The 20898-nt window shown below is 75.4% G+C and carries 19 protein-coding genes; 14 read left to right on the forward strand and 5 right to left on the reverse strand.

The genetic code is table 11. From position 1 onward, the window contains the following. Positions 1-177 precede the first annotated feature (177 nt). The gene (locus IF30_RS0126475) at positions 178-1023 is read left to right on the forward strand and encodes an ABC transporter ATP-binding protein (RefSeq protein ID WP_051711196.1); all 846 of its coding nucleotides are present in this window, start codon (positions 178-180) and stop codon (positions 1021-1023) included. A gap of 60 nt (positions 1024-1083) precedes the next feature. Next, positions 1084-3657 carry an ABC transporter permease gene (locus IF30_RS0126480; protein ID WP_030243081.1) on the forward strand — a complete coding sequence of 858 codons (2574 nt, stop codon included), beginning with the start codon at positions 1084-1086 and terminating at the stop codon, positions 3655-3657. A 35-nt stretch (positions 3658-3692) separates the two neighbouring features. On the opposite strand, the gene IF30_RS0126485 is transcribed toward IF30_RS0126480, so the two are convergent. After that, on the reverse strand, positions 3693-4487 hold the full coding sequence (locus IF30_RS0126485; protein ID WP_234322845.1) for an alpha/beta hydrolase: 795 nt from the start codon (positions 4485-4487) through the stop codon (positions 3693-3695). 215 nt (positions 4488-4702) lie between these two features. Between IF30_RS0126485 and IF30_RS0126490 the strand changes: the two genes are divergently transcribed. Then, a complete protein-coding gene (locus IF30_RS0126490) occupies positions 4703-5521 on the forward strand; it encodes a mechanosensitive ion channel family protein (RefSeq protein WP_063752782.1) in 819 nt (272 codons plus the stop codon). Positions 5522-5577: 56 nt separating this feature from the next. On the opposite strand, the gene IF30_RS0126495 is transcribed toward IF30_RS0126490, so the two are convergent. Further along, a complete protein-coding gene (locus IF30_RS0126495) occupies positions 5578-5931 on the reverse strand; it encodes a DUF6401 family natural product biosynthesis protein (RefSeq protein ID WP_051711198.1) in 354 nt (117 codons plus the stop codon). 175 nt (positions 5932-6106) lie between these two features. On the opposite strand from IF30_RS0126495, the gene IF30_RS0126500 reads away from it, so the two are divergent. From IF30_RS0126500 to IF30_RS0126520, 5 genes are all read left to right on the forward strand, one after another. Next, positions 6107-7033, forward strand: coding sequence for an LLM class F420-dependent oxidoreductase (locus IF30_RS0126500; RefSeq protein WP_030243089.1), 927 nt, complete (start codon positions 6107-6109; stop codon positions 7031-7033). Positions 7034-7113: 80 nt separating this feature from the next. Continuing rightward, positions 7114-7824 (forward strand): AAA family ATPase, encoded by a 711-nt coding sequence (locus tag IF30_RS0126505; RefSeq protein ID WP_051711200.1) that lies wholly within the window; start codon positions 7114-7116, stop codon positions 7822-7824. A 97-nt stretch (positions 7825-7921) separates the two neighbouring features. Beyond that, complete coding sequence (locus IF30_RS0126510; protein WP_078891710.1) at positions 7922-8914, forward strand: zinc metalloprotease; 993 nt, start codon at positions 7922-7924, stop codon at positions 8912-8914. Between the two features lie 104 nt (positions 8915-9018). Continuing rightward, positions 9019-9468 (forward strand): universal stress protein, encoded by a 450-nt coding sequence (locus IF30_RS0126515; protein ID WP_030243093.1) that lies wholly within the window; start codon positions 9019-9021, stop codon positions 9466-9468. Between the two features lie 58 nt (positions 9469-9526). Continuing rightward, positions 9527-10375 carry a DNA-formamidopyrimidine glycosylase family protein gene (locus IF30_RS0126520; protein WP_051711203.1) on the forward strand — a complete coding sequence of 283 codons (849 nt, stop codon included), beginning with the start codon at positions 9527-9529 and terminating at the stop codon, positions 10373-10375. 10 nt (positions 10376-10385) lie between these two features. Here IF30_RS0126520 and IF30_RS0126525 read toward each other — a convergent pair whose 3' ends face one another. Together IF30_RS0126525 and IF30_RS0126530 are read right to left on the reverse strand one after the other, a co-directional pair. Continuing rightward, positions 10386-11021: a uridine kinase gene (locus tag IF30_RS0126525; RefSeq protein WP_030243096.1), complete on the reverse strand. Its 636-nt coding sequence runs from the start codon at positions 11019-11021 to the stop codon at positions 10386-10388. A gap of 450 nt (positions 11022-11471) precedes the next feature. Next, on the reverse strand, positions 11472-11804 hold the full coding sequence (locus IF30_RS0126530) for a DUF4326 domain-containing protein (RefSeq protein WP_030243098.1): 333 nt from the start codon (positions 11802-11804) through the stop codon (positions 11472-11474). 93 nt (positions 11805-11897) lie between these two features. On the opposite strand from IF30_RS0126530, the gene IF30_RS0126535 reads away from it, so the two are divergent. The 6 genes from IF30_RS0126535 to IF30_RS0126560 all read left to right on the forward strand — a co-directional run bounded on the left by IF30_RS0126535 (position 11898) and on the right by IF30_RS0126560 (position 20346). Continuing rightward, positions 11898-14426, forward strand: coding sequence for a SpoIIE family protein phosphatase (locus IF30_RS0126535; protein WP_078891711.1), 2529 nt, complete (start codon positions 11898-11900; stop codon positions 14424-14426). A 117-nt stretch (positions 14427-14543) separates the two neighbouring features. After that, positions 14544-16226, forward strand: a complete 1683-nt coding sequence (locus IF30_RS0126540; protein ID WP_234322846.1) for a sensor histidine kinase — start codon at positions 14544-14546, stop codon at positions 16224-16226. 140 nt (positions 16227-16366) lie between these two features. Then, positions 16367-17035 (forward strand): response regulator transcription factor, encoded by a 669-nt coding sequence (locus tag IF30_RS0126545; protein ID WP_030243102.1) that lies wholly within the window; start codon positions 16367-16369, stop codon positions 17033-17035. A gap of 552 nt (positions 17036-17587) precedes the next feature. Then, positions 17588-18337: a transglycosylase family protein gene (locus IF30_RS0126550; protein ID WP_030243105.1), complete on the forward strand. Its 750-nt coding sequence runs from the start codon at positions 17588-17590 to the stop codon at positions 18335-18337. Positions 18338-18789: 452 nt separating this feature from the next. Beyond that, entirely contained in the window at positions 18790-19539 is a 750-nt protein-coding gene (locus IF30_RS0126555; RefSeq protein WP_107054527.1) for an SDR family NAD(P)-dependent oxidoreductase, read from the forward strand. A gap of 201 nt (positions 19540-19740) precedes the next feature. Beyond that, the gene (locus tag IF30_RS0126560; RefSeq protein ID WP_030243108.1) at positions 19741-20346 is read left to right on the forward strand and encodes a TIGR03086 family metal-binding protein; all 606 of its coding nucleotides are present in this window, start codon (positions 19741-19743) and stop codon (positions 20344-20346) included. 74 nt (positions 20347-20420) lie between these two features. Here IF30_RS0126560 and IF30_RS0126565 read toward each other — a convergent pair whose 3' ends face one another. After that, positions 20421-20882, reverse strand: a complete 462-nt coding sequence (locus tag IF30_RS0126565; RefSeq protein ID WP_030243109.1) for a (2Fe-2S)-binding protein — start codon at positions 20880-20882, stop codon at positions 20421-20423. Positions 20883-20898: the final 16 nt, after the last annotated feature.

The raw sequence follows: 20898 nt of genomic DNA on the forward strand, positions 1-20898 counted from the left end.
GCACCCCGGCTCTGTCGAAGGGCAGAGCCGGTCGTCCGCCCCGAGGACTACGCGCGCCTCCGGGCCCGACCTTCGACAGACGCCTCATCCACTCCCTGAGGCCGACGGTTCGGCGTTGCGGCGCGCCGAGGATGAGAGGCAGTCACCCCACCTCATCCCCGTCACCCCGGAGCTGACATGCCACCGCAGGCCGCCGCGCCCGTGCCCGCCCGTTCCTCCGCCGCCCACTCCTCGGCCGGCCCTACCAGCCCCACCAGCCCTACCGGCCCTACCGGTCCTACCAGCCCTGCCGCCGCCACGGCCACCGGGCTGTGCAAGGTCTACGGCCGGGGCGAGACCAGGACCGTCGCCCTGGACTCGGTCTCGGTGGAGTTCGGACGCGGCCAATTCACCGCGATCATGGGGCCGTCCGGCTCCGGCAAGTCGACCCTGATGCACTGCATGGCGGGTCTCGACTCGGTGTCCGCAGGCTCCGCGCGGATCGGCGACACCGAACTGTCCGCCCTGAACGACCGACAGCTCACCCGACTGCGCCGGGACAGCGTCGGGTTCGTCTTCCAGGCGTTCAACCTGCTGCCCACGCTGACGGCGTCGGAGAACATCACCCTGCCGATGGACATCGCGGGCCGCAAGCCCGACCGGCGGTGGCTGGACACGGTCGTGTCGACCGTCGGCCTCGCCGGACGGCTGGACCACCGCCCCGCCCAGTTGTCCGGCGGCCAGCAGCAGCGGGTCGCCGTGGCCCGCGCCCTCGCGTCCCGGCCGGAGATCATCTTCGCGGACGAGCCGACCGGCAACCTGGACTCCGGGGCCGGCGCCGAGATCCTGGCCTTCCTGCGGTACTCCGTCCGGGAGTTGGGCCAGACCGTCGTGATGGTCACCCACGACCCGACGGCCGCCGGGTACGCCGACCGCGTGGTCTTCCTCGCCGACGGCCGGCTCACCGACGAGCTGGACGCACCGACCCCCGAGGGCGTCCTGGACCGGATGCGGCGGTTCGACGCCAAGGCCCGCACCAGCTGACCAGACCGTCCGCCGCCCGCCCGAACCACCGCCACGCACCCCAGGAGTGGGAGCACCACCATGCTGCGTACAGCCCTGCGCAACGTCCTCGCGCACAAAGCCCGACTGGCCATGACGGCCCTCGCGATCGCGCTCGGCGTCGCCTTCGTCACCGGCACGCTCGTCTTCGGCGACACCGTCACCCAGGCCCTTCGCGGCGCCTCCGCCAGGAGCCTCAAGGACGTCGCCGTGGTCGTCCAGGCCGAGTCCCGGCGGAACTCCCGCACCGAGGCGGACGACACCCGGTCCACGGCGCTCACCGGTGAGCTCGCCGACAAGGTCCGGACCGTGCCCGGCGTCACGTCCGTCCGGGCCACCGTCAACGGCGACGCCACGCTGGCCGCCAAGGACGGCCGGCCGTTGAACGCCGACACCGGTTGGCAGAACCTGGCGACCAACTACTCACCGGACGCGCCCGGCACGGACCGGGACAGCCGCTTCCCCCTGCACGCCGGGCGCGGCCCCGCCGCCGACGGCGAGATGGCCCTGGACCGCCGGACCGCCGAGAAGGCCGGCTACGCGATCGGCGACTCCGTCCGCTTCGCCACCACGGGCCCCACCCTCACCAAGGAGCTGGTCGGCACCGTCGACACCGACGACCCCCGGGTGACGGCGGGCGGCAGCCTCGCACTCTTCGACACCGGCACCGCGCAGCGGCTCTTCCTGCAGGCGGGCCGGTTCGACGAACTGGCCGTCGGCTCCGCACCCGGCACCGACGACCAGGAGCTCGCCGGCAGGATCCGCGCGCTGCTGCCCGCCGACGGCATCACCGTCACCAGCGGAGCCCAGCTCGCGAACGAGCAGGCGGCGCAGATCGCCGAGAACACCAAGGAACTCACCCGGGTGCTGCTGGGCTTCGCCGGGGTCGCGCTGTTCGTCGGCGTGTTCATCATCGCCAACACCTTCACCATGCTGATCGCCCAGCGGAGCCGGGAGACCGCGCTGCTGCGAGCCGTGGGGGCCTCGCGCCGACAGGTCGTCCGCGCGGTCCTCGCCGAGGCCGCGCTCCTCGGGCTCGGTGCCTCCGCCGCCGGGATCGCGCTCGGAACCGGCATCGCGGCCGCCGCGCGGCCACTCCTGAACGCGGGCGGAGCGGGGCTGCCCGGCGGCCCCCTGGTCGTCTCCGCGGACGCGCTCGCCCGGTCCGTCCTGGTCGGCGTCGGCATCACCGTGCTCGCCGCCTGGCTGCCGTCCCGCAGGGCCGCGCGGGTCGCGCCGGTGGAGGCACTGACCACCGTCGACCAGTCGCCGCCCCCGCGCGGCACGGTGGTCCGCAACAGTGTCGGCGGGCTGCTCACCGGGGCCGGGGTCCTCGCGCTGCTCCACCTCTCCACGCAGCGGAGCGGATCCGACAGCAACCTCCAGACCGCCGCACTCGGCTCGGTGCTCACGCTGACCGGCATGATCGTGACCGCGCCGCTGCTGTCCCGTCCGCTGGTCCGGCTCGCGGGGGCGGTGACCACCCGGCTCTTCGGGGTCAGCGGCAAGCTCGCCAAGGAGAACGCGCTGCGCAACCCGCGCCGTACCGCCGCCACCGCCTCCGCCCTGATGATCGGGCTCACCCTGATCACCGGCCTGAGCGTGACCGGCAGTTCGACGAGCGCCGCGCTGGAGGAGGCGGCAGTGGGCGGCCTGACCGCGGACTACGTGGTGTCCAACGCCGGCCCCGGCCTCGGCATCGACCCGGCGTTCGGCGCGAGGGTGGCCGACGTCCCGGGTGTCGCGGCGGCGGCGCCCGTCGCCTCCGCGGCCCTGGGCGTGCGCGGCACGTACGCCACGCTCACCGGCGCCGACCCGCAGCGGTTCGCCGCCGTCTCCGACCTGACGTTCACCAGCGGCTCGCTCGCCGACATCGGCCCCGGCAGGATCGCGGTCTCCGACAAGCTGGCGGAGGACGCCGGACTGGCGAAGGGAGACACCTTCCACGGCACGGTGGGCCTCGGCCGCGACCAGGAACTGACCGTCGTCGGCGTCTACCGGCAGACCCGGGCCGTCGGCGGCGCGGTGGGCACCATGGCCGACGTCCTGCCCCACGCGGCCGGCGGGCAGTTCGACAGCATCCTGGTCAAGGCCGCGACCGACCGGAACACCGGCGGCCTCGACCAGGACATCCGCAACGCCCTCGGCAACAGCCCGCTCCTCCAGGTGCAGAACCGGGAGCAGGTGACGAAGGCGCAGTCCGGCCAGGTCGCCGCCGTGCTCGACATGATGTACGGCCTGCTCGGCATGACCGTCGTCATCGGAGTCTTCGGCGTCATCAACACCCTGGCCATGTCGGTGTTCGAGCGGACCCGGGAGATCGGACTGTTGCGCGCGATCGGACTCGACAGCAAGGGCGTCAAGCGGATGGTGCGACTGGAATCGGTGGTGATCTCGCTGTTCGGCACCGTCCTGGGCATCGGCACGGGGATCTTCCTGGCCTGGACGTGCGGCAGCCTCAGCCGCGCCTCGCTCCCGCACTGGGAGCTCGTGCTGCCCTGGCCGCGGCTTGCCCTGCTCCTGCTGCTCGGCCCGGCGATCGGAGTGCTGGCCGCTCTCTGGCCGGCCCGACGGGCGGCCCGCCTGAACACCCTGCGGGCGATCGGCGCGCAGTGACCCGGCTGCGGGCCGGCGCCCCCGGAGGAGGAGGTTCAGGGGCTGGTCGTGCGGGCGGCGGCGCGGCGGGGCTGGCGGGGGAGCGGCAGGGCGAGGGCTTCGGCGGAGGCAGGGGGGAGGGCGAGGGCCGCGGCGGTCTCGGCGGGCAGCGGGTGCAGGCCGAGGAGCGCGGCGGTGAGCCGGGCGGTGGCGCGATGCCAGTCGGGGACGCGCTGGAGCATGGCGTGGCCGCTGCCGGTGACGGTGTAGCCGCAGACGCGGGCGCCGGCGGCGCGGCTGCGGGCGGCGAAGGCCCGGGTGTCGGCGGGGGCGGTGACGGTGTCGCGGTCGCCGTGCAGCATCAGGACGTCCCGGCCGGCCAGGTGTTCGCACGGATCCTCGGCCGGGCACCAGGGGGCGAGGGCGATCAGTCCGGTGACGGCCGGGTGCCCGCCGGCCTGCAGGGCGGCGCGTCCGCCCATCGAGTGGCCGATCAGGACGGTCGGCACCGGCCCCAGCAGCGAGGCCAGTTCGTCCAGTGCGGTGACCGCGTCCTGCGCGGCGTCGGCGCGCGGACCGTTCCAGCCGCGGTGCCGGTAGCGGACGGTGCCGACGGCCACCCCGGCGTCGGCGGTGGCCCTGGTGAGGACGCGCAGGAAGCCGTTCATCCGCAGCAGGGGAAGGTTGAGGCGCGCGGGCCGGCCGAGGTTGTGCTCCTCGCCGCCGTGCAGCACCAGGACGGCGGCCCGTGCGCCGTCCGGGCGGGTCCGCCAGTGCAGCGCCCGGTGCCCCACCGCGCCGTCCGCCGTCGCACCGCTCACTGCCGCCCCGCTCACTGCCGGCCTGCTCACTGCCGCACCGTCCCGTCCGCCCTGCCCGCGCCCTCGGGGTCCGTCCGTCCGGCCTCGGGACCGCCACTGTAACGCCGGGCGGGCCCGGGCGGTTCACCCGAGGGGGCCAGCCCGGGCACCGGCTGCGCGCGGCCCGGACGGAGGGCTGCTATCCACGAAGGGTGGGGGGCCGCTTGCGCCCGCTCGTGGCGCCGTGTCACCGAGTGGAGGACTCCGTGGCTCAGCAGCTCGCACTGACCGTCGATTTCGGGTCGGGTTTCACCGAGGCCTGGTCCAAGATCGCGAAGGTCATTCCGCAGTTCATCGCCTTCCTGGTGATCCTGGTCATCGGCTGGTTCGTGGCGAAGGCGATCGCCGGGATCCTCGACCGGGTGCTGCGCCGGATCGGCTCGGAACGGGTCTCGGAGCGGTCCGGCATGGCCGCGCGCCTGCACGGCTCGAAGTACGACATGACCGGCATCATCTGCAAGGTCGTCTACTACGTGGTCCTGCTGATGGCGCTGCAGCTGGCGTTCGGCGTCTTCGGCCCGAACCCGATCAGCGTGATGATCCACAGCATCGTCGCGTGGCTGCCCAGGGCCATCGTCGCCGTCGTGATCGTGGTGGTCGCCATGGCCATCGCCAACGGCGTGCGCGACATCGTGGCGAACTCGCTGGCCGGCGCGTCGTACGGCCGCACCGTCGCCACCATGGTGTGGGGCTTCATCGTCGGGCTCGGTGTGATCGCCGCGCTGGGCCAGGTCGGGATCGCCACCGCGGTCACCGGGCCGGTGCTGATCGCCGCGCTCGCCACGATCGCCGGGGTGCTGGTGGTCGGCGTCGGCGGCGGCCTGGTCATGCCGATGCGTCGGCGCTGGGAGCGGTGGCTGGACAGCGCCGAGCAGGAGACCGCCCGGCTGCGCGGCAGCTCGTACCAGGCCGGCCGCTCCGACGCCCTCGCCAACCAGCCCGCCCGCCCGACCACCCAGACCGGCCCGGCCACCCCGCCGGCCCCGGGCATCGACCCCGGCGGCCCGGGCGACCGGCCGATGTAGCCGGGCAGTGCCGGTACGAGTGCGTCGGCGTCGGCGTCGACGGCGGTGTGCGGGGCTCAGACCTCGAGCAGGTCCTGCTCGCGCACCAGCCAGCAGATGGCGGTCAGCCGGAGCACGGCGTAGTCGTAGCCGACCGGCTCCCGCCAGCCGATCTCGGCGAGCGCGTCGAGGAAGCCCAGCGCGTAGTCCGACAGTTCCTCACGGTCCAGGGGCCGGGGCGCGAGCTCCGGCCCCTGCGCGTACAGCAGCTCGCGCAGCATCGCCGCGTGCTGGTCGACCGCCGCGACGAAACCGGGCTCGAAGGCGAACTCGGCCAGCCGGGGCGTGAACGCCGCCACGATGCCGGGCAGCGGGCAGCCGGCCGGCTCGTCGGGGGAGCGCCGGAAGGAATCGTCGGAGGTCGCGAACATCCGTCCACCGTAGGCGAGCCCGGGCGCGGGTTCGGGCCGCCGTGACGGTTCCGTGCTGAGACCTTTGCCACCCCCGGCCGCGGGCCCCCGGCGCCGGTCGCAGCGGCCGGTACGGTCCGTGATCCGGCCGGTTCCCTGCGCTCACGACCGGGTGGTCTGCACCACAATGGTCCGCATGGATCTCCGCATCTTCACCGAACCCCAGCAGGGCGCGAGCTACGACACCCTGCTCAAGGTCGCCCGCACCGCCGAGGAGCTCGGCGCCTTCAGCGCCTTCTTCCGCTCCGACCACTACCTGAAGATGGGTGACGTCGACGGCCTGCCCGGCCCCACCGACGCCTGGATCACCCTGGCCGGACTCGCCCGCGACACCAGCACCATCCGCCTCGGCACGCTGATGACCGCCGCCACCTTCCGGCTGCCGGGCGTCACCGCCATCCAGGTCGCCCAGGTCGACGCGATGAGCGGCGGCCGGGTCGAGTTCGGCCTCGGCGCAGGCTGGTACGAGGCCGAGCACGCCGCCTACGGCATCCCCTTCCCCAAGGAGAAGTTCGGGCGGCTGGAGGAGCAGCTGGCGATCATCACCGGGCTGTGGAACACCAAGCTCGGGGACACCTTCGACTTCGCCGGCCGGTACTACACGCTGACCGACTCGCCCGCGCTGCCCAAGCCCGTCCAGGACCGCATCCCGGTGCTCGTCGGCGGCCTCGGCCCGAAGCGCACCCCGGCCCTCGCCGCCCGCTTCGCCGACGAGTTCAACCTGCCGTTCGCCTCGGCGGACGACTCCGCCGCCCAGTTCGGCCGGGTCCGCGCCGCCGTCGAGCAGGCCGGGCGCCCGGCCGACGCCCTGGTCCTCTCCAACGCCCTGGTCGCCTGCGTCGGCCGGGACGACGCCGAGGTGGCCCGCCGGGCCGCCGCCATCGGCCGCGAGGTCGACGAGCTGAAGGCCAACGGCCTGGCCGGCACCCCGGACGAGGTGGTCGAGCGGATCGGCCGGTACCAGGCCGTCGGCAGCGAGCGGGTCTACCTGCAGATCCTCGACCTGGACGACCTCGACCACCTGGAGCTGATCGCCTCGCGGGTCGCCCCGCAGCTCGACTGACGGCCGGGCCCGGCCCGCCGCGGCCGGGCCGCCGTTCGGCCGGGCCCGCTCCGACCTCCGCGCTTTACTCGTTCTTGGGAATGCGCCATGCTCCAGACCAGGTAACGGCGGGGGGAGATCCGGTGAGCGGGACGGGAACGGCACGGGCGGCGGCGGGGCCACGGGTGCCGCCGCCGCGCACCGCCGGGGAGCGCGTCGTCCTCCCGCCCGCCCACGACCCGCCCGTCCTGCACGAGCTGCGCGGCCCGGGCCCGGCGGCCCTGCGCTACCCCGCCGGAGACCTGCTGGTCGTCTCCGGCCTGCCCGGGAGCGGCAAGAGCACCCTGATGCGCCGCTGCGTGCGAGCCCCGCTGATCGACTCCCAGCTGGTGCGCGAGGAGTACGCGGCGCGCCTGCCCGACCGCCTCCCGTACGCGCTCTACCGGCCGCTCGCCAGGCTCTCGCACTACCGGCGGCTGCGCCGCGCGGTGCTGGACGGCGGGCCGCTCGCGGTGCACGACTGCGGCACCCTGCCGTGGGTGCGGGCCTGGCTCGCCCGGGCCGCCGCCCGGCAGGGGCGCCGGGTGCACCTGCTGCTGCTCGACGTCGACCCGGCCGAGGCGCTGGCCGGGCAGCGGCGGCGCGGGCGCGGCGTCTCCCGCTACGCCTTCGCCCGGCACCGGGCCGTCGTCGCCCGGCTGCGCCGGGGGATCCTCGGCGCCGGGCGGCTGCCGGCCGACTGTGCGTCGGCCGTGGTACTCGACCGGGCCGCCGCGCGCGCCCTGCGGGAGATCGACTTCACGGCGTCGTAGTCTCGGCGGGTCCGCGCCGGGCAGCGCGCCGGCGGGTCCGGCCGGAGCGTGCCGGGCGCGGCCGAGACTCCGCCGACTCCCCCCGTCAGGAGCGCAGATGCGCCGTACTGTCCGGGTGCGCTCGCGTGCCCCCCGCCTGTTCCCCTGCGCCGCCGCGCTGGTGGCCGCCGCCGCGCTGAGCCAGTTCGCGGCACCGGCCCCGCAGCGGGCCGCCGCCACCGCCCCGACGACGGTGTGCGAGGGCGGTGCGGCCGGTGCCGGGGCCGACGCCTCCGGGGTCGCCGCCCGGAAGCCGGCCGACAGCCGGGCCGGGAAGGACCCGAATGACGTCAGTGCCGCCCGGGCCCGGGCGATGCAGGCCGACCTCGACGACCGGCTCGCCGCACTCCGCGCCGCCAAGGCCCGGATCGGCGCCCCGACCACCGTCCCGGTCTACGTCCACGTCATCCACGCCGGGGACTCCGGGAACCTGGACGACGGCGCGGTCGCCGCCCAGATCGACCACCTCAACGCCACCTACGGCGGCCAGGGCGAGGGCAACGCCCCCACCCAGTTCCACTTCGAGCTGGCCGGCACCGACCGGACCGACAACGCCTCCTGGTACACCGGCATGACCCCCGGCTCGGCGGCCGAGCAGGCGATGAAGAGCACCCTGCGCAAGGGCGGCCAGAGCGCCCTCAACCTCTACACCGCCCGGCTCGGGCAGTCCCTGCTCGGCTGGTCGACCTTCCCGGACGCGTACCGGTCGAACCCGACCGACGACGGCGTGGTCGTGCTCGACGCCTCGCTGCCCGGCGGCTCCGCGACCCACTACGACCAGGGCAACACCGCCACCCACGAGATCGGCCACTGGCTCGGCCTCCTCCACACCTTCCAGGGCGGCTGCCTGTCCCCGGGCGACTACGTGGACGACACCCCGGCCGAGCGCAGCCCCTCCTACGGCTGCTCCGAGGGCCGCGACACCTGCCCCGGTGCGGGGCTCGACCCGATCCACAACTTCATGGACTACAGCTACGACTCCTGCATGAGCCAGTTCACCCCGGGCCAGGTCCAGCGGATGGCGAACTCGTGGGCCGTGTACCGCAGTTGAGTGCAGCGCTCGCCCGCCCGGACGTCCGCCCCCGTCATCCGTCCCACCGTCCGCCCCCCATCCAGCCGCACCCTCCGGCAGGAGCAACCGAAGGAGCAAGGGCATTGAGTGCCAATCCCCGGATCGTCGTCGGCGTGGACGGCTCGCCCGCCTCTGAGCAGGCGCTGCGCTGGGCCGTCGGCTACGCCAAGGCCGTCGGCGGCACGATCAGCGCGATCGCCGCCTGGGAGTACCCCGCCTTCTACGGCTGGGCGGGGCAGGGCGTGCCGACCGTCGAGACCCTCAACCCCGAGGAACTCGCCGGCCGGACCCTCGCCGAGACCGTCACCAGGGTGGTCGGCTCCGACCCGGCCGTGCCGATCACCGAGGGCGTGATGCCCGGCCACGCCGCCACGGCCCTCCTGGAGGCCGCCAAGGGCGCGGCCCTGCTCGTCGTCGGCAGCCGCGGCCTCGGCGGGTTCTCCGGCGTCCTGCTCGGCTCCGTCAGCCGTCACCTCACCGAGCACGCGCCGTGCCCCGTGGTCGTCGTCCGCGAGGGCCAGGCCCCGGCGTGACCCGCCGTCGCGACCCGTCACCGGGCCGCCGCGCGGGGGACCGGGAGAGGATGGAGCCATGCCAGAAGGTGACTCCGTCTACCGCGCGGCGGCCCGGCTGCACGACACCCTCGCCGGGCAGCTGCTGACCAGCGCCGACCTGCGCGTGCCCGCACACGCGACCGCCGACCTCTCCGGCCGCCGGGTGCTGGAGGTCGCCCCGCGCGGCAAGCACCTGCTCACCCGCCTCGAAGGCGGCCTCACCCTGCACACCCACCTGAGGATGGACGGCCGCTGGGAGGTCTACCGCCCCGGCGAGCGGTGGGCCGGCGGGCCGGCCTGGCAGATCCGCGCCGTCCTCGGCACCGACCGCGGCACCGCCGTCGGCTACCGGCTCCCCGTCGTCGAACTGCTGCGCACCGCCGACGAACAGCGCGCCGTCGGCCACCTCGGGCCCGACCTGCTCGGCCCCGACTGGGATCCGGCCGAAGCCGTCCGCCGACTGCTCTCCCACCCCGCCCGCCCCCTCGCCGAAGCCCTGCTCGACCAGCGCAACCTCGCCGGCATCGGCAACGTGTACGCCAACGAGCTCTGCTACCTGGCCGGCGTCACCCCGTGGACCGAGGTCGGTGAACTCCCGCGCCCCGACCGCTTGGTGGACCGCGCCCGACACCTGTTGGACGCCAACAAACTGCGCTCCGGCCACATCACCACCGGCGACACCCGGCGCGGCCACCAGCACTGGGTCTACGGCCGGGCGGGGCGCCCCTGCGCCCGCTGCGGCACCCTCGTCCTGACCGCCCGCCAGGGCACGCCCCCGCAGGACCGGGTGGCCTACTGGTGCCCGTACTGCCAGCGCGGCCCGGCCCCGGCGGGCGCCACCCTCCGTCCGTCCCGGGGCGGCGGAGGACGCCCGCCGGGGCGGTGAGGCGGCCCGGTCAGAGCTGTTCGACCAGGGCGGGGTGGCGGGGGTCGTCCACGCGGACGGTGAGGTCGGCGAGTTCACCGGGAGTGGTCTCCGCCTCGTAGCGGGCGTAGGCGGGGAGGGTCCACTGCTCCTCGGCGGGGGTGCGGCGGGCGAGCGCGGCCGGGGTGAGGGCGAGGTGGACGGTCAGGTCGAGGGGCAGCCAGCGGCCGAGGAGGAGCTGGCCGTCCAGCAGCAGGACGCCGCCGGGCGGGAGCTCGGTGTACGGGGCGCGGGTCGAACGGTCGGTCGCCGGGTCGCGCAGGGACGGCAGGACGCGGCCGGTGCCGCCCGGCTCCAGCGGGTCGAGGACCTCGCGCAGCAGGGCGCCGTCGTCCAGCCAGAGGTCGTGGAAGGCGTCCGCGTCGTGGCGGCCGTACTCCAGCCGGACCGAGGCGGGGCGCAGGAAGTCCGCCGCCGACACCCGCAGCGTCGGGCGGCCGCGCAGCCGCAGCGGCTCCACCAGGGCGTCGGCGAGCGCGTCGGGACGGGCGGCCGCGGCGCCGTCCACAGCCACCCGCAGGCGGCGCCCGTCGGAGCCGGGCAGGGCGGTGACGCGGTCGGCGAGCAGTTCGGCCAGGTTGTCGGGGGAGATCGGGCGAATCCGCATCGGCCCATCCTGCCGTGGGCGGTCGGGGTCGGCGCACGGGAGGGCGGGGGTCGGGACGGCGGGCGGGCGTGCGAGACGGTGGATGCGGCCCGCGTGGAGGCGGGTCGCATCGGCGGCGAGGCTCCGGAGGTCCCGGCCGGGGACCGGTCGCGCAGGGCTCCGGTGCGGCTCGCCGGTCGTGGCCTTCGATCGGCTGACGCCGCCGGCCGCCGGCCCGGGGACGAACAGCGCGGCTCCGCTGACCAAAGGGGCGGCCGCGGCGGTCCGGCAGGTGTACCCGGACGGCCGAACGCCCGCACGGCCCCGCCCGCCGGGGGCGCCCCGGCCCCGAGCGGCAGCCGGCCGGCGCCGGTTTCGGCCGCGGGCCGTCCCGCCGTCCCCGAGCGCGTCCCCGAGCGCGCCCCCGAGCGCGTCCTCGGGCGCCCCGCCACGGCCGACCGCCCCCGGGTGTCAGCGCTTCGCCGGCGGGTGGTCCGCGAGGTCGGCGAGGACGTCGGCGTGGCAGGGGAGAGGGGCGCACCAGCAGCCGAGGCGGCGCCCCCGCAGGGGCGGCACGAGAGCGAGGAGGTCGGGGCGGGCGAGGAGGTACGCGCGGTACTCGGTGACCATCTCCTCCCGGCTCAGATCGGGCCCCGGACGGAACGGGCAGTGCAGGGGCGATTCGGCGAGGTGCCAGCCGCCGCGGTGCATGGCACGCCCGACGTAGACGACGTCGTCGTAGTCGGGGTCGTCGCGGTGCCCCTTGAGGTTGACCACGGTGGTGCGGCGCGATGTGCTCTGCATGCCGTCCATGCTGGTGCAAGCGGGGCGGCCCGGCAGGCCGGGGCGGGGCGGCCCCGCCTTGACACGGTTCCGGGCCCGGCGTAGCAAAAGAGCATGCGCCATCCGCATGCGACCGGTGGGGCCCCCGGGGCGCGGTCCGGGCCGGACCGGCCGCGGGAGGCCGGCTCCGACGCGGCGGGCCCGGCGGCCACCCCGGCCACGGGCGAGCCGGCCCGGCCGGACCACCGCCTGGACGAGCTGCTCGCCGAGGCCGTGCGCCGGGCGCTCGAGTCCACCGGGGCGTACGGCGCGATGGTGTACCTGCGGTCCCCGGACCGCAGGTCGCTGGTGCTGCGGACGATCGCCGGGGTGCCGCTGTCGGTGCTGAGCCCGTTCCGGCGGATCGCGGCGGCCGGACCGCTGCCGGTCGCGGTCTGCTTCCGCAGCGGGCACCGCATCCTGCTCGCCGACACCGAGGACACCATGCGGCGCTTCCCGCGGCTCGCGGTCGGCCTGCCGTACGACTTCGCCTCCGCCTGCCTGCCGGTGGCCCACGGCCACGAGCGGTTCGGGGTGCTGAGCGCGCTGTGGCCCGCCTCGGACGAGGGCGTGCCGGGGCCCGCGGGCCCGCAGCTCGCCGCCGTCGCGGACGAACTGGGCGCCGGGCTGGCCGCGCTGGAGGCGGCCGGGCAGTCGGTGGACCCGGTCGGGGACACCACCGTGGTCGAACTGCCGCCGCCGTCGGTGCCGACCACCCGGGTCGGGCTGTTCGACTGGAACACGGCCACCGGGGCGCTCTCCGCCGACGCCCGGTTCCGGGAGATCTTCGGCTTCGGGCCGGGCGAGTTCGACGGCACGGTGGCCGCCCTGAACCGCCGGATCGCCCCCGGTGACCTGCCGGCCTTCCGGGCCGCCGCCCGCACCGCCCTGGCACACGGCGAGGTGCTGGCCGCCCGCGTCCGGGTGCTCGGACCGGACGGCCTGCCGCACCCGGTGGAGCTGTGGGCACGGGTGCCCGCCGCGATCTCCGACGGCCGGACCCACCTGGTAGGCGCGGTGCTCGACATCCGGAGCCTGACCGCCGCCGCGGCCGCCGTCGAGCGGCTGCGCGAGGGCGTGTTCTCGCTCGACCCGGACGGCCGGATCAACTACGCCAACCGCGCCACCGAGCCGCTGCTCCGGGCCCGCCGCGAGGACCTGGTCGGCCACCACCCCTGGGACGTGCTGCCCTGGCTCGCCGACCCCTTCTACGAGCACCGCTACCGTGCCGCCCTGCTCTCCCAGCAGCCCACCGTCTTCCTCGCCGCCCGCCCGCCCGACGGCTGGCTCGCCTTCTCGCTGTACCCCGACGCCCACGGCGTCACCGGCCGGGTGGTCGCCGCCGAGTCACCGCCCGGCGACGCCGCCCCGCCGGCCGCCCCGCCGCCCGCACCCGCCGCCCGCACCGACGTCGGCGGCACCCACCACCTGCTCCAGCTCGCCAGCGCGCTCACCGAGGCGGTCACCGTGCGCGACGTCTGCCGGGCGGTGGCCGACGAGATCCTGCCGGCCTTCGGCGGCCAGGAACTCGCCATCTACGCCGTGCGCGACCAGCACCTGCACCTGCTCTCGCAGGCCGGCTACCCGGACGGCTTCCTGGACGGCTTCGAAGGCACCCCGATCGGCGCCCGCCTCCCCGGCGCGGAGGCGCTCAGCACCGGCACCCCGATCTTCTTCGAGTCGGTGCGCGACCTCGCCGCCGCCTACCCCGGCCTGGCCCTCGACGAGATGGGCGCCTGGGCATTCCTGCCGCTGATCGCCTCCGGCCGCCCGATCGGCAGCTGCATCCTCGGCTTCGACCGCCCGCGCCCGTTCACCGTCGAGGAACGCGGCCTGCTGACCGCCCTCGGCGGCTTCATCGCCCAGGCCGTGGAACGCGCCCGGCTGTACGACGCCGAGTTCGCGCTGGCCCGCGGCCTGCAGCAGGGGCTGCTGCCGCACCGCCTCCCCGAGGTGCCCGGCATCCGGATCACCGCCCGCTACCTGCCCGGAACCCAGGGGATGGAGATCGGCGGCGACTGGTACGACGCGATCGTCACCGACGGGGACGTCACCCTGGTGATCGGCGACGTCGAGGGCCACAGCGTGGCCGCCGCCGCCGCGATGGGCCAGCTGCGCAGCGCCGTCCGTGCCTTCGCGACCGGCGGCGAGCCGCCCGACATCGTGCTCGCCCGCACCAACCGGCTGCTGCTCGACCTCGACCTCGGACTGCTGGCCAGCTGCTGCCTGGTCCGGCTCACCCCCGCCGACGGCACCGTCCGGATCGCCCGCGCCGGGCACCTGCCGCCGGTGCTGCGCCACCCGGGCGGCCCGGCCGAGGTACTGGAGGTGGCCGGCGGCCCGCTGCTCGGCGTGGACGAGCGGGCCGCCTACCCCGTCAGCGAGCTGCGGCTGCGGCCGGGCGCGCTGCTCGCCCTCTACACGGACGGGCTGGTCGAGGATCCCGCGGTCGCGATCGACCAGGGCGTGGACCGGCTGCGGGCCGCCATGGCCCGCGGCGCGGCGGGGGAGGACCTGGACGAGGCGGCCGAACGGCTGCTGCACGAGGTCGGCTCGACCCACCGGGTGGACGACGTGGCGCTGCTGCTGACGGCCTTCGGGTGAGCCGGCCGGCCCCGTGCACACGGCCGCCGGAGGCCTGGCGGGCGGGCGACTTTCGTCGCCGCGGGCGGCGACGAAGGTGGACGGCGCGGGCGTCGGGCGGCCGGTTAGCCTCGACGGGTGGATGCGATCGCGCGGGCCTGGAAGAAGGCGGTTCGGACGGCACTGCCCGGGCCCTGGCGGCCCCGACGGGTGGTGGGCGAGGCCGCGCTCGCCCTGCTGATGGGCGGGCTCGCCGCCCTGGGGGAGTTCGCCGCCGGCACCGGCCTGGCGGTGCCGTTCGGTCTGGGCGTCGCGGTGCTGTGGGTGCTGCGCCGCGGGCTCCCGGCCACCGTGCTGCTGGCCGCCGCGGCTGCCACGGGCTGGTCGGCGGGGCCGGTGCTGCTGCTGATCTGCGCGGGCTGGGCGGCCGGGGCGCGGATCCGCCGGGTCTGGACGCTGGTCGCCATCTTCGCGGCGGGCTGGGCGCTGTTCACCGTGACGAGCGTGGTGAAGGAGGCCGCCTCGTTCTCGCCCAAGCTACTGCTCGGCCTGTCCCTCGGCGGGTTCCTGGTGCTCGCCGTGCTGCCCGCGCTCTACGGCCGCTACCGCGCGCAGCGGCGCGCCCTGCTGGACGCGCTGCGCGAGCGCAACGACCAACTGCTGCGCGAGCGGGTCATGGTCGTGCACCAGGCGCGGCTGCGCGAGCGGCACCGGATCGCCCAGGACATGCACGACAGTCTGGGCCACCAGCTGGCGCTGATCTCCGTGCACTCGGGCGCGCTGGAGGTGGACCGTACGCTCACCGACCGGCAGCGGGAGGCGGTCGGGGTGCTGCGGCAGGCGGCGGTCGCGGCGATGCGCGAGCTGCGCGAGGTGGTCGGGGTGCTGCACGACGAGTCGACGGCGGTGCCGCCCGCTCCGGGGGCCTCGTCCGCGGGTGCCGCCCGGGGCGGCGCGGACGGGGTCGGGGAGCTGGTGGAGTCCTCCCGCGCGGCCGGGGCGCAGATCGAGCTCACCCGGGAGGGCGAGCGGCGCCCGTTGCCGGCCGCGGTCGACCATGCGGCGTACCGGATCGTGCAGGAGGCGCTCACCAACGCGCACAAGCACGCCCCCGGCGCGCCCATCGGGGTCGCGCTCCGGTACGAGCCCGACGCGCTGGTGGTGGAGGTCACCAACGCACGCGCGCCGGAGCTCGTGGGCGTGCGCGCCGGCGCGGGGGCGGCCGTCAGCGGCGGCCAGGGGCTGACCGGGCTGCGGGAGCGCGCCCGGTTGGTCGGCGGGATGGTGCACGCCGGGGTGACGCCGGACCAGGGCTTCCGGCTGGCCGCCGTGCTGCCGTACGAGGGGGCGGAGAGCACCGGGGAGGGCGCCGCGGCCGCCGCCGGCGTCGACGCCGGGGACGACGGCTGGGTGTTCGACGGCCTGCCGCCGGCCGACGGGGCGGACGGTGGGCGGCGCAGCCCGGTGCTCGGCTGCGCGGTCGGGGTGGTGGCGGTCGGGCTGACCCTGCTGGGGCTGCTGGTCTGGGGCATCGTGGCGTTCGTCGACGGCAACCGCGACGCGACGGTGCGCAAACCGCTGTACGACCGGATCCAGGTCGGCACGGCCGAGGCCGAGGTGCTGCACGAGCTGCCGCCGGGCAACAGCTTCTTCACCGAGGGGTACGAGCGCACCGGGCCGACCCCGCCGGAGGGCGCGCAGTGCCGCTGGTACTCCCTGGTGGGCACGCACGCGGACGGCTGGAACGAGGACCACGCGGCCCGGTTCTGCTTCCGGGACGGGGTGTTGGTGGAGAAGCAGCAGTACGTCGCCACGGGCTGACCGGTGGCGCCGGGGGCGCCGGGGGGCCCGGGGATGCCCGGGCGGGGGCCGCGGGTACCGCCGAGGCCCGGGGGCGGGGCGGCCCGGTGCGGATGTGAGGATGGTGCCGCAGCCGACGCCTGTTCGAGGGGAATGCCAGCGTGATCCGAGTCCTCGTCGCCGATGACGAGCCGCTGATCCGGGCCGGGATCAGGATGATCCTCGGCTCCGCCGACGACATCGAGGTGGTCGCGGAGGCCGCCGACGGCCGGGAGGCGCTGGAGCTGGCGCGCTCGCACCGGGTCGACGTGGTGCTGCTGGACATTCAGATGCCGGTGATGGACGGGCTGACGGCGCTCGGGGAGCTGGCGAGGGTCGCCCCCGGCGCACGGGCGCTGATCCTCACCACCTTCGGGGAGCGTGAGAACGTCCTGCGCGCCGTGACCGAGGGCGGCGCCGGCTTCCTGCTCAAGGACACCGCGCCGAACGAGCTGATCCAGGCCGTCCGCGCGGCGGCCGGCGGGAACGCCTTCCTCTCCCCGGCCGCCACCCGGCACATCGTGGACTCGCTGGCCACCGGGCGCGGCGGTTCGCTGGCCGCCCGCAGGGCCGCGGCCCTGCGCCGACTGGAGGTGCTCACCGGGCGCGAGTCGGAGGTGCTCGCGCTCCTCGGGGAGGGGCTGTCCAACGCCGACGCGGGGGCGCGGATCCACATGAGCGAGGCCACGGTGAAGACCTATGTGAGCCGGATCCTGGCCAAGTTGGGCTGCGAGAACCGGGTCCAGGCGGCGCTGCTGGCGCGGGACGCGGAACTGGATGCGCGGAGCTGAGCGTGTTCGACCGGTGACGTACGGTGTCGGGTGTGGTGGATGCCACTCGACGGCCGTGCGGAGTCGGGAACTCCGGGTTCGTCGGTGACGGTCGGTCAGGTGTCGGTCGCAGTGTGTCGATGGTGTGCCGCGCCTCACGGATGGACAGATGTGAGTGCGGGCACGGAAGTTGACTGTTCGATCTTGGAAATTCGGTCAAACCCGGTCAAAGCGGGCGTCCTTTCTTGATCGATACCGCCGGTAACAGTCAACTGACCTGCGACGTCGAAGAATTGCTTGCCGCGCCCAGGGGATGCCCCTAGCTTCATTGGCGGCGCAACGAGCGCCACCCGGGTTCACCCCGACGCACCGCCCGCCGACTGACCCACGGCGCGAGGGTGGTGCCCGCCGACGAGGCCCGCTCGAACAGGGCGGTCGGCGAGCGGAGGTGACCGGGGCGGCACGACACGTCCGACGCGTGTCCGGCCGCCCGACGAGTGCGGTGAGTGGAGAAGGGCCCATGTCCCGGGCCTGGTTCCGCCTGCCCGCCCGGGGCTTGTCGAGAGGACCTGTATGAATTCCCGTCACGAGACCGCCGCTGCCACCACCTCCACCACCGCCACCAAGCGCAACCGCGTCCGGCTGGCCGTGGTGGCGGGCGCCGCCATCGCGGCCCTGCCGGTGGCCGGCCTCGTCACGGCCACCTCGGCCTCCGCCGCCACCGGCTCGACCTGGGACTCCGTCGCCCAGTGCGAGAGCGGCGGAAACTGGAGCATCAGCACCGGCAACGGCTTCCACGGCGGACTGCAGTTCACCCCCAGCACCTGGAAGGCGTACGGCGGCACCGCCTACGCCCCCCAGGCCAACCAGGCGACCAAGGCGCAGCAGATCACGGTCGCCGAGAAGGTCCTCGCCTCCCAGGGCCCCGGGGCCTGGCCGGTCTGCTCGCAGAAGGCGGGCCTGAGCAAGGGCGGCGCCCCGGCCGCCGTCGACACCTCGGCGGACTCGGACGCCCCGGCGGCCAAGCCCGCGGCCAAGCCGGCCAAGCCCGCCGCCAAGCCGGCCACGAAGGCGGCGAAGCCCGTCGTCAAGCCGCAGGGTGCCGAGGCGGCGCAGGGCCGGCCGTCGGCCAAGCCCGCGCTGTCCGCGCCGGTCGCACCGAAGAACACCGCCGTCGGCAGCTACACCGTCAAGAGCGGTGACACCCTGAGCGGGATCGCGGCCAAGTTCGGCACCGACGTCGACAGCCTGTACGGCAAGAACGCCCGCACCATCGGCGGCAACCCGGACCTGATCTTCCCGGGTCAGACCCTGGCGGTCTGACGCCCGGTCCCGGGGCGGTCCGCCGGGCTGACGGGCCCGGTGGATGTGACGGTCCGCCGGGCTGACGGGCCCGGTGGATGTGATGGCCCGCCGGGCCTGACGGACCCGGCGGATCCGACCGCCTCAGGGACCTCGACCGTTCGACGGCCCGCAACCGTCTGACGGAGTGTGCGACCGAGACTCCGGCGAAGTGCCCGACCCGGCTTCCGCCGGAGCTTCGCGACCCTGCCCGAGCGGCTGCCCTCAGCGGGGGCAGTCGCTCGGTGTGCGTTCCAGGGCAAGGCGGCGTGCACGCCAGGGTGAGACCCCGGCGCACACGCCGGGGTGGGGGGCGCGCCGAGGTGTGGTTGAAGATTGAACGCGATGTCCGAATGTCGCCGGAGGTTTGAAGCGCTCCCGGCCAGGATCGAGTCATGTCCGAGATCGGAACGAGGAGTTCTGGAGATATGACGATGAGCGGTACGGCAGTGCTCGACGGCAAGGTGGCTCTGGTGACCGGCGGCAGCCGGGGGATCGGGGCGGCGGTCGCGCTGCGGCTCGCCGAGGACGGGGCCCATGTGGTCCTGACCTACCAGGGCGGCGCGGAACAGGCGGAGGAGGTCGCCGCGAAGATCACCGCGACCGGGCGGAGCGGCTGGGCCGTCCGGGCCGACAGCGCCGACCCGCAGGCCGTGCGGGCCGTGGTGGCGGCGGTCGCCGAGCGGTTCGGGCGGCTGGACGTCCTGGTGAACAACGCGGGCGTCGGCGCGCTCGGCCCGATCGGCGGGCTGGCGGAGGCCGACGTCGACCGGGTGCTGGAGGTGAACGTCCGGGCTCCCTTCCTGTACGCCCAGGCGGCCTCCGCGCACCTGGCCGACGGCGGCCGGATCGTCACCATCGGCAGCTGCATCGCCCAGCGGGTCGCCTTCCCCGGCGCCACCCTGTACGCGACCAGCAAGGCCGCGCTGATCGGGCTGACCAAGGCGCTGGCCCGGGAACTCGGCCCGCGCGGGATCACCGCGAACCTGGTCCACCCCGGTCCGATCGACACCGACATGAACCCGGCGGACGGCGAGTCCGCGGAGTACCAGAGCGGGCTCACCGCGCTCGGCCGCTTCGGCACCGGCGCGGAGGTCGCGGGCGCCGTCGCCTACCTGGTGGGCGAGGACGGCCGGTACGTCACGGGCGCGGAGCTGGCGGTGGACGGGGGCTTCGCGGCCTGACGCCGGGGCGGAGCCGGAGCCGGTGCGGTGTCGTGCCGGGCGGTCGTCGGCGTGCGCGCTTACGATCACCCGGCACGACCCGTGCTCCCGATCGTGCTCCCGGACCGGATTCCCGACCGGTTCTCCGACCGGTTCCCTCCGGTTCTCCGACCGGTTCTCCGTCCCGGCTCCACGATCGGGCTCCCGACCGAGAGGTGTGCCATGACCGCAGCGGAAGACCCGATCGAGTTGCTGGCCCGGGCGCTGGCGCAGACCGCCGGGCTGATCGACGGCACCGGCGTCGAACTGGCCGGCCACCCGACGCCCTGCCGGTCCTGGGACGTCGGCGACCTGATCAGCCATCTGCTGCACGACCTGCGGCAGTTCACGGTGCGGGCGAAGGGCGGGCAGCCGGACTGGTCGCAGCCCTTCGAACGGGTGGAGGAGGACTGGCTGCACGCCTTCGAGGCCGGGGCCGAGGAACTGGCCGATGCCTGGCGTGCGGCCGGCGACCTCACCGGGACGCTGGAACTCCCGGGCGTCGGCACCCTGCCGGCCCGCTTCCCCGTGGACCAGCAGATCGCCGAATTCGCGGTCCACGGATGGGACTTGGCCCGGGCCACCGGCCAGTCCACCGACGGCCTCGACCACGAGGTGGCCCTCACCGCCCTGGCCTGGGCCCAGGGCGCGCTCAAGCCCGAGTACCGCGGCGCCGAGGAGGACCACCACGCCTTCGGCCCGGCCGTCGCCGCGCCCGAGGACGCCCCGCCGTACGATCGGCTCGCCGCGTACTTCGGACGCGACCCGGCGGCGCCGATCGTCCCGTAGCGGAGCGACGGCCGCCCGGGGCCGGACCGCCCGGCGGCCCGAAGCCGTCCGTCGGCAGCCGGTACACCGCCGGGTCAGCGCGCCCGCCGGGCCGCCGCCTGCTTGATCGCCTCGCGGATACGCGGGTAGGTGCCGCAGCGGCAGACGTTCACGATCTCGTCGATGTCCGAGTCCGTCGGGTTCGGCGTGCGGCGCAGCAGAGCGACCGCCGCCATGATCTGGCCCGGCTGGCAGAAGCCGCACTGGGCGACGTCGCAGGCCAGCCAGGCCTCCTGGACGGGGTGCAGGACGTCCCCGTCGGCGAGGCCCTCGATGGTGGTGACGGCGTGGCCCGCGCAGGCCTTGACGGACCGGGTGCAGGGCTGGAACTCGCTGCCGTCGAGGTGGCTGGTGCAGGCGCGGCAGACGCCCACCCCGCAGCCGTACTTGGGGCCGGTGACGCCGAGCTTGTCGCGCAGCACCCAGAGCAGCGGCATGTCGTCCGGGGCCTCGACGCTGACGGGCTGCCCGTTGAGGACGAAGGTGTGGGTGGGCATGGGGGGCGGGATCCTC

Source organism: Streptomyces sp. NRRL S-350 (assembly GCF_000719705.1).
Classification (GTDB): domain Bacteria; phylum Actinomycetota; class Actinomycetes; order Streptomycetales; family Streptomycetaceae; genus Kitasatospora.